Source organism: Pseudomonas sp. BN102 (genome assembly GCF_029871245.1).
Classification (GTDB): domain Bacteria; phylum Pseudomonadota; class Gammaproteobacteria; order Pseudomonadales; family Pseudomonadaceae; genus Metapseudomonas.
Map to the genome: position 1 here is coordinate 277,519 of NZ_SSON01000078.1, position 16,435 is coordinate 293,953.

The 16,435-nt window shown below is 67.6% G+C and carries 20 protein-coding genes and 1 pseudogene; 4 read left to right on the top strand and 17 right to left on the bottom strand.

Features of this window, described 5'->3' with window-relative positions:
* Nucleotides 1-56 precede the first annotated feature (56 nt).
* The 4 genes from E8F12_RS27250 to E8F12_RS27265 all read right to left on the bottom strand — a co-directional run bounded on the left by E8F12_RS27250 (nucleotide 57) and on the right by E8F12_RS27265 (nucleotide 3,472).
* Nucleotides 57-1,280 carry an RNA polymerase sigma factor gene (locus tag E8F12_RS27250; protein ID WP_280328388.1) on the bottom strand — a complete coding sequence of 408 codons (1,224 nt, stop codon included), beginning with the start codon at nucleotides 1,278-1,280 and terminating at the stop codon, nucleotides 57-59.
* Nucleotides 1,281-1,314: 34 nt separating this feature from the next.
* The gene (locus tag E8F12_RS27255; protein WP_280328333.1) at nucleotides 1,315-1,701 is read right to left on the bottom strand and encodes a YciI family protein; all 387 of its coding nucleotides are present in this window, start codon (nucleotides 1,699-1,701) and stop codon (nucleotides 1,315-1,317) included.
* A gap of 284 nt (nucleotides 1,702-1,985) precedes the next feature.
* A complete protein-coding gene (locus E8F12_RS27260; protein ID WP_280328334.1) occupies nucleotides 1,986-2,516 on the bottom strand; it encodes an SRPBCC family protein in 531 nt (176 codons plus the stop codon).
* Nucleotides 2,517-2,578: 62 nt separating this feature from the next.
* Nucleotides 2,579-3,472, bottom strand: coding sequence for a LysR family transcriptional regulator (locus tag E8F12_RS27265; protein ID WP_280328335.1), 894 nt, complete (start codon nucleotides 3,470-3,472; stop codon nucleotides 2,579-2,581).
* A gap of 100 nt (nucleotides 3,473-3,572) precedes the next feature.
* Between E8F12_RS27265 and E8F12_RS27270 the strand changes: the two genes are divergently transcribed.
* Both E8F12_RS27270 and E8F12_RS27275 read left to right on the top strand, forming a co-directional pair.
* Complete coding sequence (locus tag E8F12_RS27270; RefSeq protein ID WP_280328336.1) at nucleotides 3,573-4,292, top strand: CTP synthase; 720 nt, start codon at nucleotides 3,573-3,575, stop codon at nucleotides 4,290-4,292.
* Nucleotides 4,289-4,609, top strand: a complete 321-nt coding sequence (locus tag E8F12_RS27275) for an antibiotic biosynthesis monooxygenase (RefSeq protein WP_280328337.1) — start codon at nucleotides 4,289-4,291, stop codon at nucleotides 4,607-4,609. Before E8F12_RS27270 ends, E8F12_RS27275 begins: the two co-directional genes overlap by 4 nt.
* A gap of 348 nt (nucleotides 4,610-4,957) precedes the next feature.
* Here E8F12_RS27275 and E8F12_RS27280 read toward each other — a convergent pair whose 3' ends face one another.
* From E8F12_RS27280 to E8F12_RS27295, 4 genes are all read right to left on the bottom strand, one after another.
* A complete protein-coding gene (locus tag E8F12_RS27280) occupies nucleotides 4,958-5,509 on the bottom strand; it encodes a redoxin domain-containing protein (RefSeq protein ID WP_280328338.1) in 552 nt (183 codons plus the stop codon).
* A 69-nt stretch (nucleotides 5,510-5,578) separates the two neighbouring features.
* Entirely contained in the window at nucleotides 5,579-5,701 is a 123-nt protein-coding gene (locus E8F12_RS27285) for a hypothetical protein (protein WP_280287546.1), read from the bottom strand.
* Entirely contained in the window at nucleotides 5,698-6,903 is a 1,206-nt protein-coding gene (locus tag E8F12_RS27290) for an MFS transporter (protein ID WP_280328339.1), read from the bottom strand. The genes E8F12_RS27285 and E8F12_RS27290 overlap by 4 nt, the downstream gene beginning before the upstream one ends.
* Before the next feature lie 44 nt (nucleotides 6,904-6,947).
* Nucleotides 6,948-7,361: a MarR family winged helix-turn-helix transcriptional regulator gene (locus E8F12_RS27295; RefSeq protein WP_280328340.1), complete on the bottom strand. Its 414-nt coding sequence runs from the start codon at nucleotides 7,359-7,361 to the stop codon at nucleotides 6,948-6,950.
* Between the two features lie 170 nt (nucleotides 7,362-7,531).
* On the opposite strand from E8F12_RS27295, the pseudogene E8F12_RS27300 reads away from it, so the two are divergent.
* A pseudogene (locus E8F12_RS27300) lies at nucleotides 7,532-7,633 on the top strand (acyl-CoA dehydrogenase N-terminal domain-containing protein); the annotation flags it as partial.
* Between the two features lie 141 nt (nucleotides 7,634-7,774).
* Nucleotides 7,775-8,143: a DUF559 domain-containing protein gene (locus E8F12_RS27305; protein WP_280328341.1), complete on the top strand. Its 369-nt coding sequence runs from the start codon at nucleotides 7,775-7,777 to the stop codon at nucleotides 8,141-8,143.
* 105 nt (nucleotides 8,144-8,248) lie between these two features.
* On the opposite strand, the gene E8F12_RS27310 is transcribed toward E8F12_RS27305, so the two are convergent.
* From E8F12_RS27310 to E8F12_RS27350, 9 genes are read right to left on the bottom strand one after another with little or no spacing between them, the layout of a single operon-like run.
* Nucleotides 8,249-8,998 carry an adenosylcobinamide-GDP ribazoletransferase gene (locus tag E8F12_RS27310; RefSeq protein ID WP_280328342.1) on the bottom strand — a complete coding sequence of 250 codons (750 nt, stop codon included), beginning with the start codon at nucleotides 8,996-8,998 and terminating at the stop codon, nucleotides 8,249-8,251.
* The gene (gene cobC / locus E8F12_RS27315) at nucleotides 8,995-9,561 is read right to left on the bottom strand and encodes an alpha-ribazole phosphatase family protein (RefSeq protein ID WP_280328343.1); all 567 of its coding nucleotides are present in this window, start codon (nucleotides 9,559-9,561) and stop codon (nucleotides 8,995-8,997) included. The genes E8F12_RS27310 and cobC overlap by 4 nt, the downstream gene beginning before the upstream one ends.
* Nucleotides 9,558-10,613, bottom strand: a complete 1,056-nt coding sequence (gene cobT, locus E8F12_RS27320) for a nicotinate-nucleotide--dimethylbenzimidazole phosphoribosyltransferase (protein ID WP_280328344.1) — start codon at nucleotides 10,611-10,613, stop codon at nucleotides 9,558-9,560. The genes cobC and cobT overlap by 4 nt, the downstream gene beginning before the upstream one ends.
* On the bottom strand, nucleotides 10,610-11,131 hold the full coding sequence (gene cobU / locus E8F12_RS27325) for a bifunctional adenosylcobinamide kinase/adenosylcobinamide-phosphate guanylyltransferase (protein WP_280287539.1): 522 nt from the start codon (nucleotides 11,129-11,131) through the stop codon (nucleotides 10,610-10,612). Before cobU ends, cobT begins: the two co-directional genes overlap by 4 nt.
* A complete protein-coding gene (locus E8F12_RS27330) occupies nucleotides 11,124-12,599 on the bottom strand; it encodes a cobyric acid synthase (protein WP_280328345.1) in 1,476 nt (491 codons plus the stop codon). The genes cobU and E8F12_RS27330 overlap by 8 nt, the downstream gene beginning before the upstream one ends.
* Nucleotides 12,596-13,588 carry a threonine-phosphate decarboxylase CobD gene (cobD, locus tag E8F12_RS27335; RefSeq protein ID WP_280328346.1) on the bottom strand — a complete coding sequence of 331 codons (993 nt, stop codon included), beginning with the start codon at nucleotides 13,586-13,588 and terminating at the stop codon, nucleotides 12,596-12,598. Before cobD ends, E8F12_RS27330 begins: the two co-directional genes overlap by 4 nt.
* Complete coding sequence (gene cbiB, locus E8F12_RS27340) at nucleotides 13,581-14,489, bottom strand: adenosylcobinamide-phosphate synthase CbiB (RefSeq protein WP_280328347.1); 909 nt, start codon at nucleotides 14,487-14,489, stop codon at nucleotides 13,581-13,583. Before cbiB ends, cobD begins: the two co-directional genes overlap by 8 nt.
* Nucleotides 14,486-15,136, bottom strand: coding sequence for a 5,6-dimethylbenzimidazole synthase (bluB, locus tag E8F12_RS27345; protein WP_280328348.1), 651 nt, complete (start codon nucleotides 15,134-15,136; stop codon nucleotides 14,486-14,488). Before bluB ends, cbiB begins: the two co-directional genes overlap by 4 nt.
* Nucleotides 15,133-16,431: a cobyrinate a,c-diamide synthase gene (locus E8F12_RS27350; RefSeq protein ID WP_280328349.1), complete on the bottom strand. Its 1,299-nt coding sequence runs from the start codon at nucleotides 16,429-16,431 to the stop codon at nucleotides 15,133-15,135. Before E8F12_RS27350 ends, bluB begins: the two co-directional genes overlap by 4 nt.
* Between the last annotated feature and the right edge of the window lie 4 nt (nucleotides 16,432-16,435).

The following is a 16,435-nucleotide window of genomic DNA, read 5'->3' on the forward strand; positions in this document are numbered from 1 at the left end:
CGTGCGCCGTCGTCCGGCTTCGACACCGCTCGGACCGCAAGCGACGAACGACGCGTTCAGTCTTCCAGTTCGCGCAGGCGTTTCTCGATGAAACGCCGCTCGGGTTCCTGGCGAATCAGCGCCAGGGCATTGCGATAGGCAACACGCGCCTCCTCCTTGCGCCCCAGCCGCCGGCAGAAGTCGGCACGGGCCGCATGGGCCAGGTGGTAGTCACGCAGGTCGCCGGCCTCCAGCAGCGCATCCACTTCCACCAGTCCCGCCTCCGGACCGTCGCGCATGGCGATGGCCACGGCGCGGTTGAGGGCGACCACGGGCGATTGCACCAGGCGTTGCAGCACGTCGTACAGGCCGACTATCTGGCCCCAGTCGGTACGCGTCGAATCCGGCGCCTGGGCATGCACCGCGGCGATGGCGGCCTGCAGTACATAGACGCCGATGCGCCGGCTGGCCAGAGCCTGGCCTACCAGCGCGAGGCCTTCGGCGATCTGCGCACGGTCCCACAGGGAGCGGTCCTGGTCATCGAGCAACACCAGCTCGCCGTCCGCGGTGGCGCGGGCGGCGCGGCGCGAGTCGTGCAGCAGCATCAGCGCCAGCAGCCCCATGACTTCAGGGTCGGGCAGCAGTTCGAGAAGCAGGCGGGCCAGGCGGATGGCCTCGGCCGAGAGATCGGTGCGCGTCAGCGAGTCGCCGGACGATGCCGAGTAACCCTCGTTGAACACCAGGTAGATGACCCGCAGCACGTTATCCAGGCGCTCCGGCAGCTCGACCAGGGCCGGCACCTGGTAGGGGATGCGCGCGTCACGGATCTTCGACTTGGCGCGAACGATGCGCTGGGCGATGGTCGAAGGGCTGCTGAGGAAGGCCCGGGCGATTTCCTCGGTCTTCAGGTCACAGACCTCGCGCAGAGTCAGGGGCACCTGGGCGTCCGCCGGCAACGCCGGGTGGCAGCAGGTAAAGATCAGCCGCAGGCGATCGTCCTCCACGTCTTCACCCTCGTCGAAGGCGCTGGCGGCCTCTTCCAGCTCCGCCACCAGGTGGCGCTTGGAAGCGTCGAAACGGGCACGCCGACGCAGGCTGTCGATGGCCTTGAAACGCCCCGCCGACACCAGCCAGGCTCGCGGGTTGGCGGGTATGCCGTCCCGCGGCCATTGCTGCACGGCGGCGATGAACGCGTCGTGCAGGGCTTCCTCGGCCAGGTCGAAGTCCCCCAGCAGGCGAATCAGGGTGGCGAGCACGCGCCGCGAGTCGCTGCGGTAGATCGACTCGACCCGCTGGCGCAGTTCGACCTCTTCCATCAGCCGTCCCCCGCTCCTGTCACGAGGCGGTCACCAGGGGCTGGATGTTCGGCCGCACCTCGGGCTCGCGGACCGGTCGCACCTCGATGCAGCCGAGGCGTCCCGGCGGGATCTTCGAGGCGATCTGGATGGCTTCATTGAGGTCGCGGGCCTCGATCATGTAGAAGCCGCCGAGTTGCTCCTTGGTCTCCGCGAAGGGGCCGTCGGTCATGGAGATGCGCCCGCCCTGCATGCGCAGGGTGGTGGCGCTCTGTACCGACTCCAGGGCGTTGGACGCCAGGTAGTGACCACTGGCGGTGAGCTGCTCGGTGTAGTCCAGGCATTCGCCGGCGATTGCCTGGTAGTCGGCGTCGGTCAGGCCGGCCAGCTTGGCTTCGTCGAAATAGATCAGGCACAGGTATTTCATGATGGGTTCCTCGGGTGGCGTTCGGGGTACTGACACCCATTGGTCGTTCGGCCGCGCCAGGAATCGACAGGGTCCCGTGGAAAATTCCTTTCTTCTTGAAAGCTGACCACTGTTGCAGGGGCGAATTCATTCGCCAAGCAGACCATAGGTCTGCCCATGAAGGTCCATCGGGGCCGCTTCGCGACCCTTGGCAAATGAATTCGCCCCTACAAGGGTTCCGTCGAGAGATGAAGCATAGCCCTCCGGCGCACCCAGCGCGGCAAAGGGCCGGGCGGTCTGCGGGTCTATTTCTCGGCCGCGGTCTTGAGGTTGTTCAGGCCCTGTTCGAATTTGCCGCCGACCATGTCGTCCATGTCGAAGACCAGTTGCATCAACCGGTGAGTATAGGGCGAAGGACCGTACATGGCCCAGGTGACCTGCGTGCCACTGCCGTTCTGCGGATGGAGGGTGAATTCTGCGGTGTTGTGGGCCTCGAAGGGCATCTGGAAGTCCAGCTTGATCTCCACGCGCGCGTTCGGATCGCTTTCGGTGATCTGCATGCGTCCGACGCCGACCTCGTTGTTGCCCTGCCAGGAGTAGGCAGCCCCCACGCCCTCCTTCGGTCCGCTATAGCTGCGCTTCAGCGCCGGGTCGATCTTTTCCCAGGGCGACCAGGCGGTCCATTGGCGCAGGTCGTTGATCAGCGGGAAGATCTTTTCCGGCGGCGCGGCGATGGTGGCGGTGCGCTCCACGCGGAAATGGTCCGGGCTGATCGCGGCGTATCCCAGAACACCGAGGATGGCGATGATGATGATGGCGATGATAGCTTTCAACATGGCGCCCTCCAGGGGCTTGCAGGCGGGTTGGCTGGCACTTCGGCAGTACGGCCTGGATAAGGTTAGCCGCTCTGCGAAGCGCTGCCCGGCAAGCGGATATACCTGCCGAGCTCCTCGAACAGGGTGGTGACCGAACGCAGCGCGCGGCAATCCGGGCGGGTCAGCAGCCAGAGGGCACTGGCGCAACCGGGCAGGTCGGCTTCCAGCACCTCGAATCCCTCCTCCGCCTTCACCAGGAAAGCCGGCAATACCGCCACACCGAGTCCGGCACGGACCAGCTGCGCCACCGACAGCGTGCTGTTGCAGCGGTAGGCTGGTTGCACCTCGGGGTAGCGCTGGCGTCGCCAGACCACGCTGGGATGGTTGGGCAGGAAGTCGTCCGGGGCGACCCAGGCCATCTGCGCCGGGTCGCGACCCGGATGACGGTCCAGGTAGCCCTGCGCCGCGCAGAGCACATAGGGCACCGGGCCAAGGCAGCGTCCCACCAGATGGCCCGGCGGTGCGGTGGTCAGGCGCAGGGCGACGTCGGCGTCGCGACGGCTGAGGTTGGCGAAATCGTTGGAGGTGGTGAGTTCCAGCTCCAGTGCCGGATAGGCCGGCATGAAGCGCGCCAGCGCAGGCAACAACAGGCCGTGGAGTACCGCGTCGGTACAGGTCAGGCGCAGAGTGCCGCTGACCGCTTCGCGGCCCTGCTCCAGCCCGAGCCGCGCCGCTTCCAGGGCCTTCTCCGCCAGTTCTGCCTGCTGTGCCAGCAACTGCGCCGCCATGTTCGGCAGATAGCCGGAGCGGCTCTTTTCGAACAGCAAGCTGCCCAGCGCATGCTCGAGACGACGCAGGGAACGGAATACGGTGGAGACGTCCACCCTGAGCAGTTCGGCGGCTCGCGCGAGGGTGCCGCCACGAACCAGGGCGAGCACCAGGGCGAGGTCGGCGTGGTCGATCTTGTATTGCGTCACTGCAATCCAACCTTTCTGAATCGCCAATATTGATTGCCAAGACGCAACTATATAGTCCTCCTGAATGGGTGCAATCCGCGCCCACTTGGGAGGACAGCTGATGAAGGAACCCCGGCACAACGGCCAGCCGCTGCGAATCGGGCTGGTAGGCGATCAGGACGATCGGATCACCGCGCACCGCGCCATACCCCGCGCCCTGGAACTGGCCGCCGAAGCCACGGGCCAGGCGCTGGAACCGGTCTGGCTGGCGACCGAGCGCATGGACCAGCAGCGGCTGGACGGCTTCGACGGACTCTGGTGCGTACCCGGCAGCCCCTACCGCGACACCGAAGGCGCGCTCCGGGCCATCGCCTACGCGCGGGTCAACGCCCTGCCCTTTCTCGGCACCTGCGGCGGCTTCCAGCATGCCCTGCTGGAACATGCGCGCAATGTGCTCGGTTGGAGCGACGCCGAACACGCCGAAACCGCCCCGGATGCACCACGCGCCGTGATCAGCCCCCTGCCCTGCGCCCTGCGGGAAACCCTGGAGCGGGTGCAGCTGAACGCCGACTCGCGCCTGGCCAGGGCCTACGGCACAACAGAAGCCTTCGAGGGCTACCTCTGCGGCTACGGCCTCAACCCCGCCTTTCGCGAACAACTCACCCAGGGGCCGCTGCGCGTGGCCGCCCTCGATGCCAGCGGCGCAGTGCGGGCGGTGGAGCGGGACGACCATCCCTTCTTCATCGCCACCCTGTTCCAGCCGGAACGCGCCGCCCTGATCGGCCGGTTGCCGCCGCTGGTGGCTGCCTTCGTCCGGGCCTGCCGAGGAGAAGCGCGATGATCGCCCGCACCCCCGAGCCGCCTTATTACGCGGTGATCTTCACCTCCCTGCGCAGCGAAACCGGGCAGGACTACGCCGCCACCGCCGAACGCATGCTGGAACTGGCGCAGAACCAGCCTGGCTTCCTCGGTGTTGAGTCGGCGCGCGGAGCCGATGGGCTGGGGATCACCGTCTCCTACTGGGCCAGCGAGGAGGCCATCCGCGCCTGGCGCGTCCAGGCCGAGCACAAGGTGGCGCAACAGCGCGGGCGTGAGGAGTGGTATCGGGCTTTTCGTACCCGGGTGTCTTTTGTGGGGCGGGAGTATGGGCAGGCCTGAGGGGAATTGCGGTGAGCGTCCGGCACGACGTACGCCGGTGCGCATGAGTCGTTTGGGGCGAATTTGCTGAATGCCCCGTAGGGTGCGCCGTGCGCACGGGCAATGCCGCGCGGGAGTCCCCGTGCGCGAAGCGCACCCTACAAGGCTGTTCTCACCGGATTGGCACACAGTATCAATCGAAGCCGTGACCAGGTTCAGCCAAGTTTCAGCGCTTGCCGGGGAGAGAGGGAAGGCATCAGGTCCTTGATGGTCATACGCAGCTTCTTGCGAAGCAGTAAAAGCGTTGGGACGTCAGCACAGCTAAAAACCTTCGCAACAACCACAATTCTCACCCGTGGAACCCAGATCTCAGGGCTTGCTCGCCAACGCCTGCTCTACCGCCTTCAGCAAATCCGGGGCGTCCGGCTTGGTCCGGCTCGAAAACTGGGCGATCACCTTGCCCTGGCGATCCACCACGTACTTGTAGAAATTCCAACGCGGGGCCTGGCCGGACTGGGCCATCAGCTCCTTGTAGAGCGGAATCGCATCGTCTCCGGTGACGTGCTGCGGCTGGGTCATGGCGAAGGTCACGCCGTAGTTGACGAAGCAGACCTTGGCGGTTTCCTCGGTGGTCGCGGCTTCCTGCTTGAAGTCGTCCGAGGGCACGCCCAGCACTTCGAAACCCTGGTCCTTGTAGCGCTTGTAGAGTGCCTCCAGCCCCTTGAACTGCGGGGTGAAACCGCAGTGGCTGGCGGTATTGACGATCAGCAGGGGCTTGCCGGCGAAGCGCTGGCAAAGATCGATGGTTTCCTTGGAGCGCAATTGCGGCAACTGATGCTGCAGGAGCGCGGGACATTCGGCAGCCATGGCCTGGCCGCCGAACAGGGCGAGCGACAGGAGCAGGACGGGCAAGGCTTTCATGGTGAACTCCGGCGCGATCTGGCGATCAGCCTACGCTAACCCCCTCGCCCTGCGCCGGCAATCAACCGTTCAACAAAGGCTCATGCCCAGCTGCATCAGCGCCAGGCCGCCCTGCTGCCAGCCCCACCAGCCCAGGGCCAGGAGCAGGCCGATCAACAGGGCACCCAGGGCCCAGCCGAGACGCAGGCTCATGCGGCCCCGGCGGGCTGCAGGCGCGCCACCGGCTGCTCGCGCACCGGCCAGTTCAGGACGGCGGCCGCCAGACTGAGGAAGATGGAAATCTGCCATACCAGGTCGTAACTACCCGTGCGGTCGTAGAGGTAGCCCCCCAGCCAGCCGCCGAGGAAGGCGCCCAACTGGTGGAACAGGAAGACAATACCACCGAGCATGGACAGGTTGCGCACGCCGAACAGGGTGGCGACCGTGCCGTTGGTCAGGGGAACGGTGGACAGCCACAGCAGCCCCATGGCCATGCCAAAGGCGTAGGCACTCCAGATGCTCAGCGGCGAATAGACGAAGGCCACTATCACCACTGCACGCAGCAGATAAAGGGTGGTCAGCAGCCTGGGCTTGGAATGACGGCCGCCCAGCCAGCCGGCGATGTAGGTGCCGAACACATTGAACAACCCCACCAACGCCAGCACGGTGGTCCCCACGGTGGCCGGCAGGTGCTGGTCCACCAGGTAGGCCGGCAGGTGCACGCCAATAAACACCACCTGGAAGCCGCAGACGAAGAAGCCCAGCGCAAGCAGCCAGAAGCCGGAATGCCCGACCGCCTCACGCAGCGCATCGCCCAGGCTCTGCTCATGGGCCTGGGGTGGCGGCGGGTTGTCCTTGAGCAGGCACACCAGGGGTACGATCAGCGCCACCAGCAAGCCCAACGCCAGCAGGGCGGAGGACCAGCCAAGCCAGCCGATCAGTCCGAGGGTGCCGGGCAGCATGGCGAACTGGCCGAAGGAACCGGCAGCCGCGGCGATACCCATGGCCATGCTGCGCTTTTCCACCGGCACGGCGCGGCCCACCACGCCGAGAATCACCGAGAAAGAGGTACCGGAAAGACCGATGCCGATCAGCAGGCCAGCGCTGAAGGACAGCGACAGGGCCGAGTCGGAAAAGCCCATCAGCACCAGCCCCAGGGCATAGAGCACGCCGCCCACGATCACTGTCTTCGCCGCACCGAAGCGGTCGGCCAGGGCACCAGTGAACGGCTGCGCCAGCCCCCAGATCAGGTTCTGCAGGGCGATGGCGAAAGCGAACACCTCCCTGCCCCAGCCGAATTCGCTACTCATGGGCGCCAGGAACAACCCGAATCCATGTCGGATGCCCAGGGAAAGGGCCAGGATCAAGGACGCCCCAAGAAGAATCCAGCCACTCGTACGCCATACCGAAGTCATAGAAAAATCCTTTACGGGTATATACCCGCTTTCCAGCGAAATAATCAGTCGATATGTTCCAGATCATCCAGCAACGCCATCAGCGCCGCCCGCTTCTCCAGCCCCATGCGTTGCCCCATCTGTATCTGCACCTGCTCCCAGGCCTGCCGTGCGTCATCGAGACTGGCGCGACCGGCCGGCGTCAGGGACACCAGGCGGTTGCGCTGATCCTCGCCGCCCTCCAACTGCACAAGCCCCTTGCCCTCCAGCACCTTGAGGTTGCGCCCCAGGGTGCTGCGGTCCAGCCCCATGGCCTCGGCCAGGCTGGTGATGCTCGGCTGGTCCAGCCACGACAGGTTCTTCAGCAGCGAGTATTGGGCGACGTTCATCCCGACACCGGCGAGGGCATCGTCGTAGAGCCGGGTCACGTTGCGGGTGGCACGGCGCAATTTGGTACAGAGGCAATGAGTCGGCAACATGGATGCGTGTATATACCCGCATCATCCGAAGCGTCAATCGATTCTTCCCGTAATGGATGGCCGGTGCCCTTCCAATTGTCCCAACTGCCAGAAGCCGCCGTTGCCGCTGCCAAGGCCCCGACCTGCCCGAGCCCGCATAAACCGAGCCATCAACGCACGTCGAGGTCACCATGCCCAGCTACAAAGCCCCGCTGCGCGACATGCGCTTCCTGCTCAACGACGTCTTCGACTTCCCCAGCCACTATTGCGCCCTGGCCAATGGCGGCGATGCTGAAGCCCACGGGGTCGGAAATGGGGCTGGCGAGCGAGCATTTCGTGTTTGAGTGAGATCGGGGGATTCGCAGGAAAATCGCGACGCTTCCGAATGATGTTGCACCTGACAATCGGGCCTTTCCACGAAGGGAGGAAAGGCCATGGAAAGGCTCGAATTCGCCAAACAGCTCAGGACCGGTCAAACGGAGGCGGAACAGTTGCTCTGGCGATATTTACGCGCAAAGCGAATGCAGGGACTGAAGTTCCGGCGGCAGAAGCCCCTGGGGCCATACATCGTCGACTTCATCTGCCAGGAACGGATGTTGGTGGTGGAACTGGATGGCGGGCAGCACCTGGAGAGCGAGGCTGACGGGGTTAGGGATGCTTGGTTGACCAGGCGCGGATTCAGAGTGTTGCGGTTCTGGAACCATGAGGTGTTGCAGCAAACGGAAGCGGTACTGGATGTGATTTGGTTGGCGTCATTGGAAGCGTTTCCGGAAAGCCCCCTCTCCCCCGGCCCCTCTCCCTGAAGAGGAGAGGGGTGACTCGCGCTAGATGCCTTTCCGGTGGCCGGAAACTCGGAGCAGCGCTGCACGCGGTAATTTGCCTGCGCTCGGACAAGCTCCCCTCTCCCTTCAGGGAGAGGGGTTGGGGGAGAGGGCAACGGCCACCGCAACCAGCACAACCACCTCCACCACCTCAACCATCGCCCCCGCGGTATCCCCGGTAGTCCCGCCCAGCCGCCGCATGAACCGCCAGCGCATCCAGGCGAAAGCCGCCAGCGCCACCGCCAGCGACAGCCAGGCGACCCAGCCAAAAACCAGCATCACCGCAGCCTGTATCGCCAGCCACCAAGGCATTTCCCGGCGTGGCAGGTGGTCGGCCAGTGCCTGCCCCAGCCCCCCGGCACGCACATAGGGAGTCGTGAGGAAGAGCAAGGGCAGCAGCCCCCGTGCCAGCCAGGGCGTCAGCAGCAGCGGCAGGAGCTCGCCGGCCTCGACCAGCGCCACCAGCGCCGCGAACTTCAGCAGCAGCACCAGCACCAGCACCACCACTGCAATGGGACCGCTGCGCGGATCCTTCATGATCACCAGGGTGCGCTCGCGGTCGCCGTAGCCACCGACCCAGGCATCCGCCGTGTCGGCCAGGCCGTCCAGGTGCAAACCGCCGGAGAGTCCCACCCAGAGGGCGAGTAACAGCGCCGCCTGCAGCAGCGCCGGGTGCCCTTCCAGGAGGAAGGCCGCGCCCAGCAGCAACAGGCCGAGCAGCAGCCCGACCATGGGATACCAGAGCAGCGACTGGCCGACCTGCCGGGGCTCGGGCATGCCGGACAGGCGCACGGGCAAGCGGGTGAGGAACTGCAGGGCGATCAGCAAGGGGGTCATGACCGCACCCGCAGGCCGAGCGCATCGAACTCCAGTCGGAACATCTGGCCATGGGCCGCTTCCACCTGCATCAGCTGGGCGCGCGGCAGCTGGCGGGCACGGGCGACCAGGAGGCGAATCACCCCGCCGTGGGTGACCAGCAGCACCCGCTGGCCGGTGTAGCGCTGGTGCAGTCGCTCGGCAGCGGCGAGCACCCGCGCCTCGAAGTCCAGCAGGGTTTCGCCTTCCGGCGGGGTGAAGGCGTAGGGATCGTTCCAGAACAGGCCCAGGCCTTCGGCGTGGGTCTCCATCAACTCGGCGGCGCTACGCCCTTCCCACTGGCCAAAGTGCAGTTCGCGCAGGTCAGCGTCGAACTGCAAAGGCAACGCTGACCGCTCGGAGAGCTCGCGGGCGAAGGCTGCGCAACGTTGCAACGGCGAACTCACCAGCTGGTCCCAAGGCCCAGCACCTTCGATCCCGGCGCGCATCTGCGCCCAGCCGGTGTCGGTCAGCGCATCGTCCAGGCTGCCGCGAAAGCCACCGCCCCGTTCCGTTTCGCCATGGCGCAACAGGTCGAGCTTCATGCCGGGCGATCCGAAACCGCAGCCTCGGCGAAGGTGGCCATGCCATCGTGAAGCTCGCAGGCCAGGCGCAGCAGCGGCAACGCAATGGCCGCGCCGCTGCCCTCGCCCAAGCGCAGGCCCAGGTCCAGCAACGGCTCGGCTCCCAGCGCGGCAAGCACGGCGAGGTGGCCGGGTTCGGCGGAACGATGCGAAAACAGCAGCCATTCGCGGCACGCAGGATTGAGGCGCACGGCGCAGAGCGCCGCCACGCTGCAAATGAAACCGTCCACCAGGGCCGGTATCCCGAGCTGGGCGCAGGCCAGGTAGGCGCCGGTCAGCGCCGCCACCTCGAAGCCGCCGAGACGACGCAGGGTTTCCTGCGTGCTGTCGCAGCCCTCGCGATGCAGGGCCAGAGCCTGTTCGATCACCCGGACCTTGTGCGCCACGCCATTGCCGTCCAGCCCGGTGCCGGGGCCGGCCAGCACATTGGCTGGCAGCTCCAACAGGGCGCAGGCCAGGGCGCTGGCGGTGGTGGTGTTGCCGATGCCCATTTCGCCGCCGACGTAGAGGTCGGCCCTGGCCGCCAGGGCGCGCTCGACGCTGGCGCGCCCCGCTTGCAGGGCGATCAGGCACTGGGCGGCGGTCATCGCCGGTTCGCGGGCGAAGTTCGCCGTACCCGCGCCGACCTGCAGGTGCAACACGCCGGGGAGCGGCTCCAGCGGCACGGCGGTGCCCAAGTCCACCAGTTCCAGGGTGGCGCCCAGGCTGCGCGCCAATACGCTGATGGCGGCGCCGCCGCGGACGAAGTTGCGCAGCATCTCGCCGGTCACCGCCTGCGGATAGGCGGACACGCCCTCCTCCACCACGCCATGGTCCCCGGCGAACACGGCGAACCAGGGGCGGTCGATGCGCGGCCGCTCGCGGCCCTGCTGGGCAGCCAGGCTGATGGCGAGGCCTTCCAGTTGGCCGAGGGCGCCGCGCGGCTTGGTCAGCTGGTCCTGGCGGGCCTGGGCCTTGGCGCGGGCCACCGGGTCGAGCGGTTGGCAGGGCGCCTGCCACCATTGCAGGGTCATAGGGTTTCTCCCTTGAGGATCATGGGCAGGCCGGCGACGGTGAAGGTCACCCGCTCGCAGCGTTCGGCCAGGGCCTGGTGCAGCCAGCCGGCTTCGTCGACGTAGCGGCGGGTCAGCTCTCCCAGCGGCACGACGCCAAGTCCGGTTTCATTGCTCACCAGCAGCACCCGCCCCGGCAGTTCGGTGATGCAGCCGAGCAGCGCCTCGCGCTCCTCGTCCAGCCGCGCGGGGTCGTCGAGCATCAGGAGGTTGGTCAGCCAGAGGGTCAGGCAGTCCACCAGCAGGCAGGTGTCGGCAGCGGCGTTCTCGCGCAGGGCTCGGGCGAGCTGCAGCGGCTCTTCCACCAAGCCCCAGTGGTCCGGACGACGGGCGCGATGATGGGCGACGCGCTCGCTCATCTCGCCATCCAGCGGCTGGCTGGTGGCGATGTAGATGACCTTGAAGCCGCTTTCGCTGGCCAGCTTCTCCGCCAGCCGGCTCTTGCCGGAGCGGGCGCCGCCGAGGATGAGTTCAGGCATGGGTAAACCTCGTCATGGATAGTCCGCACAGCAGCCGCAACCGCTGCGTATCCAGATGCTGTTCCACCTGGTCCGCCAGGCGCTCGATATCGCGCTCGCGCAGGGCCTGGTAGTCCACTGCCTGCACTGCTTCGAGGCCGGCCCAGCGCAGGATGGCGGAGCAGGCAGCCGAGGATTCGAACAAGCCGTGCAGGTAGGTGCCCATGACCTGTCCGTCCGGGTTGCAGGCGCCGTCAGCGCGGCCATCGTCCAGCTGCACGGCCGGACGTTCGAGGCCAGTACCCGTGCTGACGCCAGCATGGATTTCATAGCCGCTCACCGCGGCATCATCCAGCGTCAGGCGGCCGCCGACGTTGCGTAGCTGCTTCTCCGGTTCCAGCAGGGTGTCGATGTCCAGCAAGCCGAGGCCGGCGCTCTCCCCCGCCGGGCCTTCCAGGCCGTGGGGGTCCTGGACGCTGCGGCCGAGCATCTGGTAGCCGCCACAGATGCCGAGCACCTTGCCGCCATAGCGCAGGTGGCGCTGCAGGGCCAGGTCCCAGCCATGCTCGCGCAGGCGCGCGAGGTCGGCGCGTACGCTCTTGGAGCCAGGAAGGATGATCAGGTCCGCCGGCGGGATGGGCTGGCCGGGGCCGACGAAGGTCAGCCGCACCTGGGGATGCAGGCGCAGGGGATCGAAGTCGGTGTGGTTGCTGATGCGCGGCAGCACCGGCACAGCCACCCGCAGCAGCTCGCCGGCCTTGTCCGCCTGGCGCTGGTCGATGGCGTCCTCGGCTTCCAGGTGGAAGTCGGTGAGATAGGGCAGTACGCCCAATACCGGCTTGCCGGTACGCTGTTCCAGCCAGTCCAGGCCCGGCTTGAGCAGGGCGATATCGCCACGGAAGCGGTTGATCACGAAGCCTTTGACCCTGGCCTGTTCACTTGCCGAGAGCAGTTCCAGGGTGCCCACCAGATGGGCGAAGACGCCGCCGCGGTCGATATCGGCGACCAGTATCACCGGGCAATCCACCGCTTCGGCGAAGCCCATGTTGGCGATGTCGTTGGCGCGCAGGTTGATCTCCGCAGGCGAGCCGGCGCCCTCCACCAGCACCACCGGGTACTGGGCGGACAGGCGCTGATGGGACTCCAGCACAGCCGCCATGGCGACCTTCTTATAGTCGTGGTAGGCGGCGGCATTCATGCTGGTGACGGCGCGACCGTGGATGATCACTTGGGCGCCAATGTCGGTATTGGGCTTGAGCAGCACCGGATTCATGTCGGTGTGGGGCGCCAGGCCGCAGGCCTGGGCCTGTACCGCCTGGGCGCGGCCGATCTCGCCGCCGTCGGCGGTCACCGCGCTGTTCAGCGCCATGTTCTGCGGCTTGAAGGGCGCCACCGCCACGCCCTGGCGCCTGAGCCAGCGGCACAGCGCGGTCACCAGGGTGCTCTTGCCGGCGTCGGAGGTGGTGCCTTGCACCATCAGGGTGGTCATGGGCGTTCCTTGGAGTAATCGAACAAGGCCTGGTGCAGGCGTTCCCAGCCGGCCTCGTCTGGCGGCAGGCCGAAGCGCAGGCTGGCCGGGTGGGCGAACAGGCGGGTGAGGATGCCGCGGGCGGCAAGGAATTCGTGCAGGACTGCTGCATCTTCGCGCGCCAGCCACTGGAAGAGCGCAGTGCCGCCAGTGGGAGCGAGATCGTGGTCCAGCAGCAGCCGTTCCAGGCGCTCGCCGTCGCGCAGCAGGAGTCGCCGCTGACGCGCCTGGCCGTCCGCGTCCTGCAACAGCGCCTTTGCCAGGGCCCGCGCCGGGCCGCTCACCGCCCAGGGACCGAGCCACTCGTCGAGCTGATCCAGCAACCGCGCCTCGGCCAGGACGAAACCCAGGCGGATGCCAGCGAGGCCGAAGAACTTGCCGAAGGAGCGCAGCACCACCAGGCCCGGCAGCGGGCAATGGCCGGCCAGGCTCTGTTCCGGCGTGCAGTCCATGAAGGCCTCGTCCACCAGCAACCATCCGCCCCGCCGCGCCAGGCGCTCGCGCCAGTCCAGCAGGGTTTGCGGGGCCAGGCGTTGGCCCGTGGGATTGGTTGGGTTGACCACCAGCAGCACGTCGAAACCTTCCAGCTCGCGCTCGGCCGTCGCCACGTCCAACTCTTCCAGCTCGTGGCCTTCACGGCGCCAGGCATGGGCGTGCTCGGCGTAACAGGGCGAGATGACCCCGACCCGGCAACGATCGCGCAGGCGTGGCAGGGCCTGGATCGCCGCCTGGGAACCGGCTACCGGCAACAGGGACGAGCAGGCGTAATAGTGCCGCGCCGCCGCTTCCAGGCCATCGTCCAGTTCCGGTAGGCGCGCCCAGGCCGAAGCGGGGATGACCGGCAGCGTCCAGCCATAGGGGGCGATGCCAGTGGAGAGGTCGAGCCAGTCGGCCTCGGCTATGCCGTAGCGCTGCGCTGCCGCGCGCAGCCGTCCGCCATGTTCAAGCAAGGAGCCAGCCTCCGATGATCAGCAGCGCCAGCCAGAGCAGCACACCCTGACGCACCAGGTCCATGGCCCGGCGAATGTCTTCGGCGCGCGCGGCCGGGCCTTCGCCCAGCACCGGGCGCTGGTGCAACTCGCCGTGGTAGACCGCCGGGCCGCCCAGGGCCACGCCCAGCGCGCCGGCGCCGGCCGCCATCACCGGGCCGGCGTTGGGGCTGTCCCATTGCGGCGCCTGGCGGCGCCAGCAGCGCAGGGCCAGGGAGGTCTTGCCGAGCAGCGCATAGGTCAGCGCCACCAGCCGGGCCGGGATGTAATTGAGGACGTCATCGATGCGCGCCGCGGCCCAGCCGAAGCGCTCGAAGCGCGCGTTGCGGTAGCCCCACATGGCGTCCAGGGTGTTGGAAAGCCGATAGAGCACCACACCCGGCGCACCGGCCACGGCGAACCAGAACAGCGCGGCGAACACCGCGTCGCTGCCGTTTTCCAGCACCGACTCGGTGGCGGCACGAGCCACGGCCGGCTCATCCAGCTCGCGGGTTTCGCGACTGACCATGTAGCCGACACGCTTGCGCGCCTCTGGCAGGTCGCCCGCCTGCAGGGCGTTGGCCACGGGCTCGGCGTGCTCATTGAGGCTGCGCAGGCCGATGGCGGCATAGAGGGCGACCACCCCCACCAAAGCGCCGACATAGGGCAGCTCCGACAACAGCCAGGCGCCGAAGGTAAGCGGCAGCACTGCCAGGACCCAGGCGCTCACGCCATGGCTGCGCCAACCGCGCCCCCCGGGGTTGAAGCGTTGCTCCAGGCGGTTGGCCAACTTGCCGAAAGCCACCAGCGGGTGCCAGCCCCTGGGTTCGCCGAACAGGGCATCCAGCGCAACGGCGCCGAGGGTGAGGAAGCCCAGGCTCATGGCAGCTGCCCCCAGTGATTCTCGAATACCAGGTCAGCCAACGGCCGTGGCTGCGCCCAGCCTTCCAGGGCCAGCATGGGCGCCGAATAGAACTCGGTCACCGGCCCCAGGCAGAGCACCGCCAGCGGCTTGCTGCCCTCCGGCATGCCGAGCAGTTCGGCCAGGGCCCCGGGCTCGAAGAGCGACACCCAGCCCATCCCCAGGCCTTCGGCGCGGGCCACAAGCCACATGTTCTGGATGGCGCAGGAAAGCGAGGCCAGATCCATCTCCGGCAGGGTGCGACGGCCGAACACATGGGCCTCGCGGCCGTCCATCAGCGCGGCCACCAACAACTCGGCGCAGTCGCGGATGCCTTCCACCTTGAGCTTCATGAACTCGTCCGAGCGTTCGCCCAGCGCCTCGGCGGTGCGCACCCGCTCGGCCTCCACCAGGGTGTGGATGTCCTGGCGCAGTTCGGCAGAACTGATGCGGATAAAGCGCCAGGGCTGCATCAGCCCGACGCTGGGCGCCTGGTGGGCCGCTTCCAGCAGCCGAGCCAGAAGCTCGGGGGCCACCTCGCCGCCGCTGAAGTGGCGCATGTCGCGTCGTTCGGCGATGGCGCGATAGACCGCCGCGCGCTCATCAGGGCTGAAGGCGTGTTCACTCATGGTCGGAACAGCTCCGCGGCCGCCCGCGGGTTGGACGGCAGATAGAAGTGGATATAGGAGGCGGTCAGGCGGCCGATGCGGAATACCGCCTCGGCCACCGGTTTGTCGTTCGGGCACAGGCCACGGGCGATGGGCGCCAGGGGAGAATCCAGCAACGAGTGGTGGAAGGTGTGTCCACGCAGATTGCCCTCCGGCAGCGGCGCCTCCTGCAGGGCCAGGGCAGCCAGGCGCTTCTGCATGGTGGCGCGGCCGGGCAGCAGGCCGAGCAGTTCGGCGGACTCGCCGGCCGCCTCGGTCAGGGCTTCCAGCAGATAGAGCATGCCGCCGCACTCGGCGAGGATCGGCCTGCCCGCGGCATGGTGGGCGCGGATGGCCTCGGCCATGGCGCGGTTGGCGGCCAGCGGCTGCAGGTGCAGTTCGGGGTAACCGCCCGGCAGGTAGAGGCTGTCCACCGCCGGCAAATGCCCATCGGCGAGCGGTGAGAAGAACACCAGCTCGGCGCCCAGTTGTCGCAGCAGGTCGAGGTTGGCCTGATAGAGGAAGGCGAAGGAGGTATCGCGCGCGACGCCGATGCGCACTCCCGCCAGCCAGTCGCCAACCTCCTGGTCTTCCGGCGCGGCGAACTCGACCGCCGGTGGCAAGGCCACTTCCGCGCTGGCGGCCAATGCATCGGCGGCGGCGTCCAGGCGCGCATCCAGGTCCGCCAGCTCTTCGGCCTGGACCAGCCCCAGGTGGCGACTCGGCAGCTCCACTTCGGCGCTGCGCGGCAGGGCACCGTACCAGCGGATCCAGTCCGGCAGGCTGTCGCGGATCAGGTCGCTGTGGCGCTGGCTGCCGACGCGATTGCCGAGCACGCCGGCGAAGGGCAGGTCCGGCTGGTAGGTGGCCAGGCCCACGGCCAGGGCGCCGAAGGTCTGGGCCATGGCGGCGCCATTGATCACGCCCAGCACCGGCACGCCGAAGCACCGCGCCAGGTCGGCGGCCGAGGGCGAACCGTCGAACAGGCCCATCACGCCTTCGATGAGGATCAGGTCGGCCTCCCCCGCCGCCTCCCAGAGCAGGCGGCGGCTTTCCGCCTCGCCCACCATCCACAGGTCCAGTTGGTAGACCGGCGCGCCGGAGGCGCGGGCGAGGATCATCGGGTCGAGGAAGTCCGGCCCGCACTTGAATACCCGCACCCGCTTGCCCTGGCGGGCGTGCAGGCGAGCGAGCGCGGCGGTGACTGTGGTCTTGCCCTGGCCGGAGGCCGGAGCGGCGATGAGCAGCGCGGGGCAGCTGCGTGCGTGGTCAGACATGGGA

Coding starts and splice junctions, on each gene's coding strand:
- E8F12_RS27310 (WP_280328342.1), bottom strand. CDS start 8,998: ATGACCCCCTTGCTGATCGCCCTGCAGTTCCTCACCCGCTTGCCCGTG.
- cobT (WP_280328344.1), bottom strand. CDS start 10,613: ATGACCCTGCAATGGTGGCAGGCGCCCTGCCAACCGCTCGACCCGGTG.
- E8F12_RS27260 (WP_280328334.1), bottom strand. CDS start 2,516: ATGTTGAAAGCTATCATCGCCATCATCATCATCGCCATCCTCGGTGTT.
- E8F12_RS27285 (WP_280287546.1), bottom strand. CDS start 5,701: ATGAGCCTGCGTCTCGGCTGGGCCCTGGGTGCCCTGTTGATCGGCCTG.
- E8F12_RS27290 (WP_280328339.1), bottom strand. CDS start 6,903: ATGACTTCGGTATGGCGTACGAGTGGCTGGATTCTTCTTGGGGCGTCC.
- E8F12_RS27330 (WP_280328345.1), bottom strand. CDS start 12,599: ATGACCACCCTGATGGTGCAAGGCACCACCTCCGACGCCGGCAAGAGC.
- E8F12_RS27275 (WP_280328337.1), top strand. CDS start 4,289: ATGATCGCCCGCACCCCCGAGCCGCCTTATTACGCGGTGATCTTCACC.
- cobU (WP_280287539.1), bottom strand. CDS start 11,131: ATGCCTGAACTCATCCTCGGCGGCGCCCGCTCCGGCAAGAGCCGGCTG.
- cobC (WP_280328343.1), bottom strand. CDS start 9,561: ATGAAGCTCGACCTGTTGCGCCATGGCGAAACGGAACGGGGCGGTGGC.
- E8F12_RS27305 (WP_280328341.1), top strand. CDS start 7,775: ATGGAAAGGCTCGAATTCGCCAAACAGCTCAGGACCGGTCAAACGGAG.
- E8F12_RS27255 (WP_280328333.1), bottom strand. CDS start 1,701: ATGAAATACCTGTGCCTGATCTATTTCGACGAAGCCAAGCTGGCCGGC.
- E8F12_RS27295 (WP_280328340.1), bottom strand. CDS start 7,361: ATGTTGCCGACTCATTGCCTCTGTACCAAATTGCGCCGTGCCACCCGC.
- bluB (WP_280328348.1), bottom strand. CDS start 15,136: ATGAGTGAACACGCCTTCAGCCCTGATGAGCGCGCGGCGGTCTATCGC.
- E8F12_RS27270 (WP_280328336.1), top strand. CDS start 3,573: ATGAAGGAACCCCGGCACAACGGCCAGCCGCTGCGAATCGGGCTGGTA.
- cbiB (WP_280328347.1), bottom strand. CDS start 14,489: ATGAGCCTGGGCTTCCTCACCCTCGGCGCCGTTGCGCTGGATGCCCTG.
- E8F12_RS27280 (WP_280328338.1), bottom strand. CDS start 5,509: ATGAAAGCCTTGCCCGTCCTGCTCCTGTCGCTCGCCCTGTTCGGCGGC.
- E8F12_RS27350 (WP_280328349.1), bottom strand. CDS start 16,431: ATGTCTGACCACGCACGCAGCTGCCCCGCGCTGCTCATCGCCGCTCCG.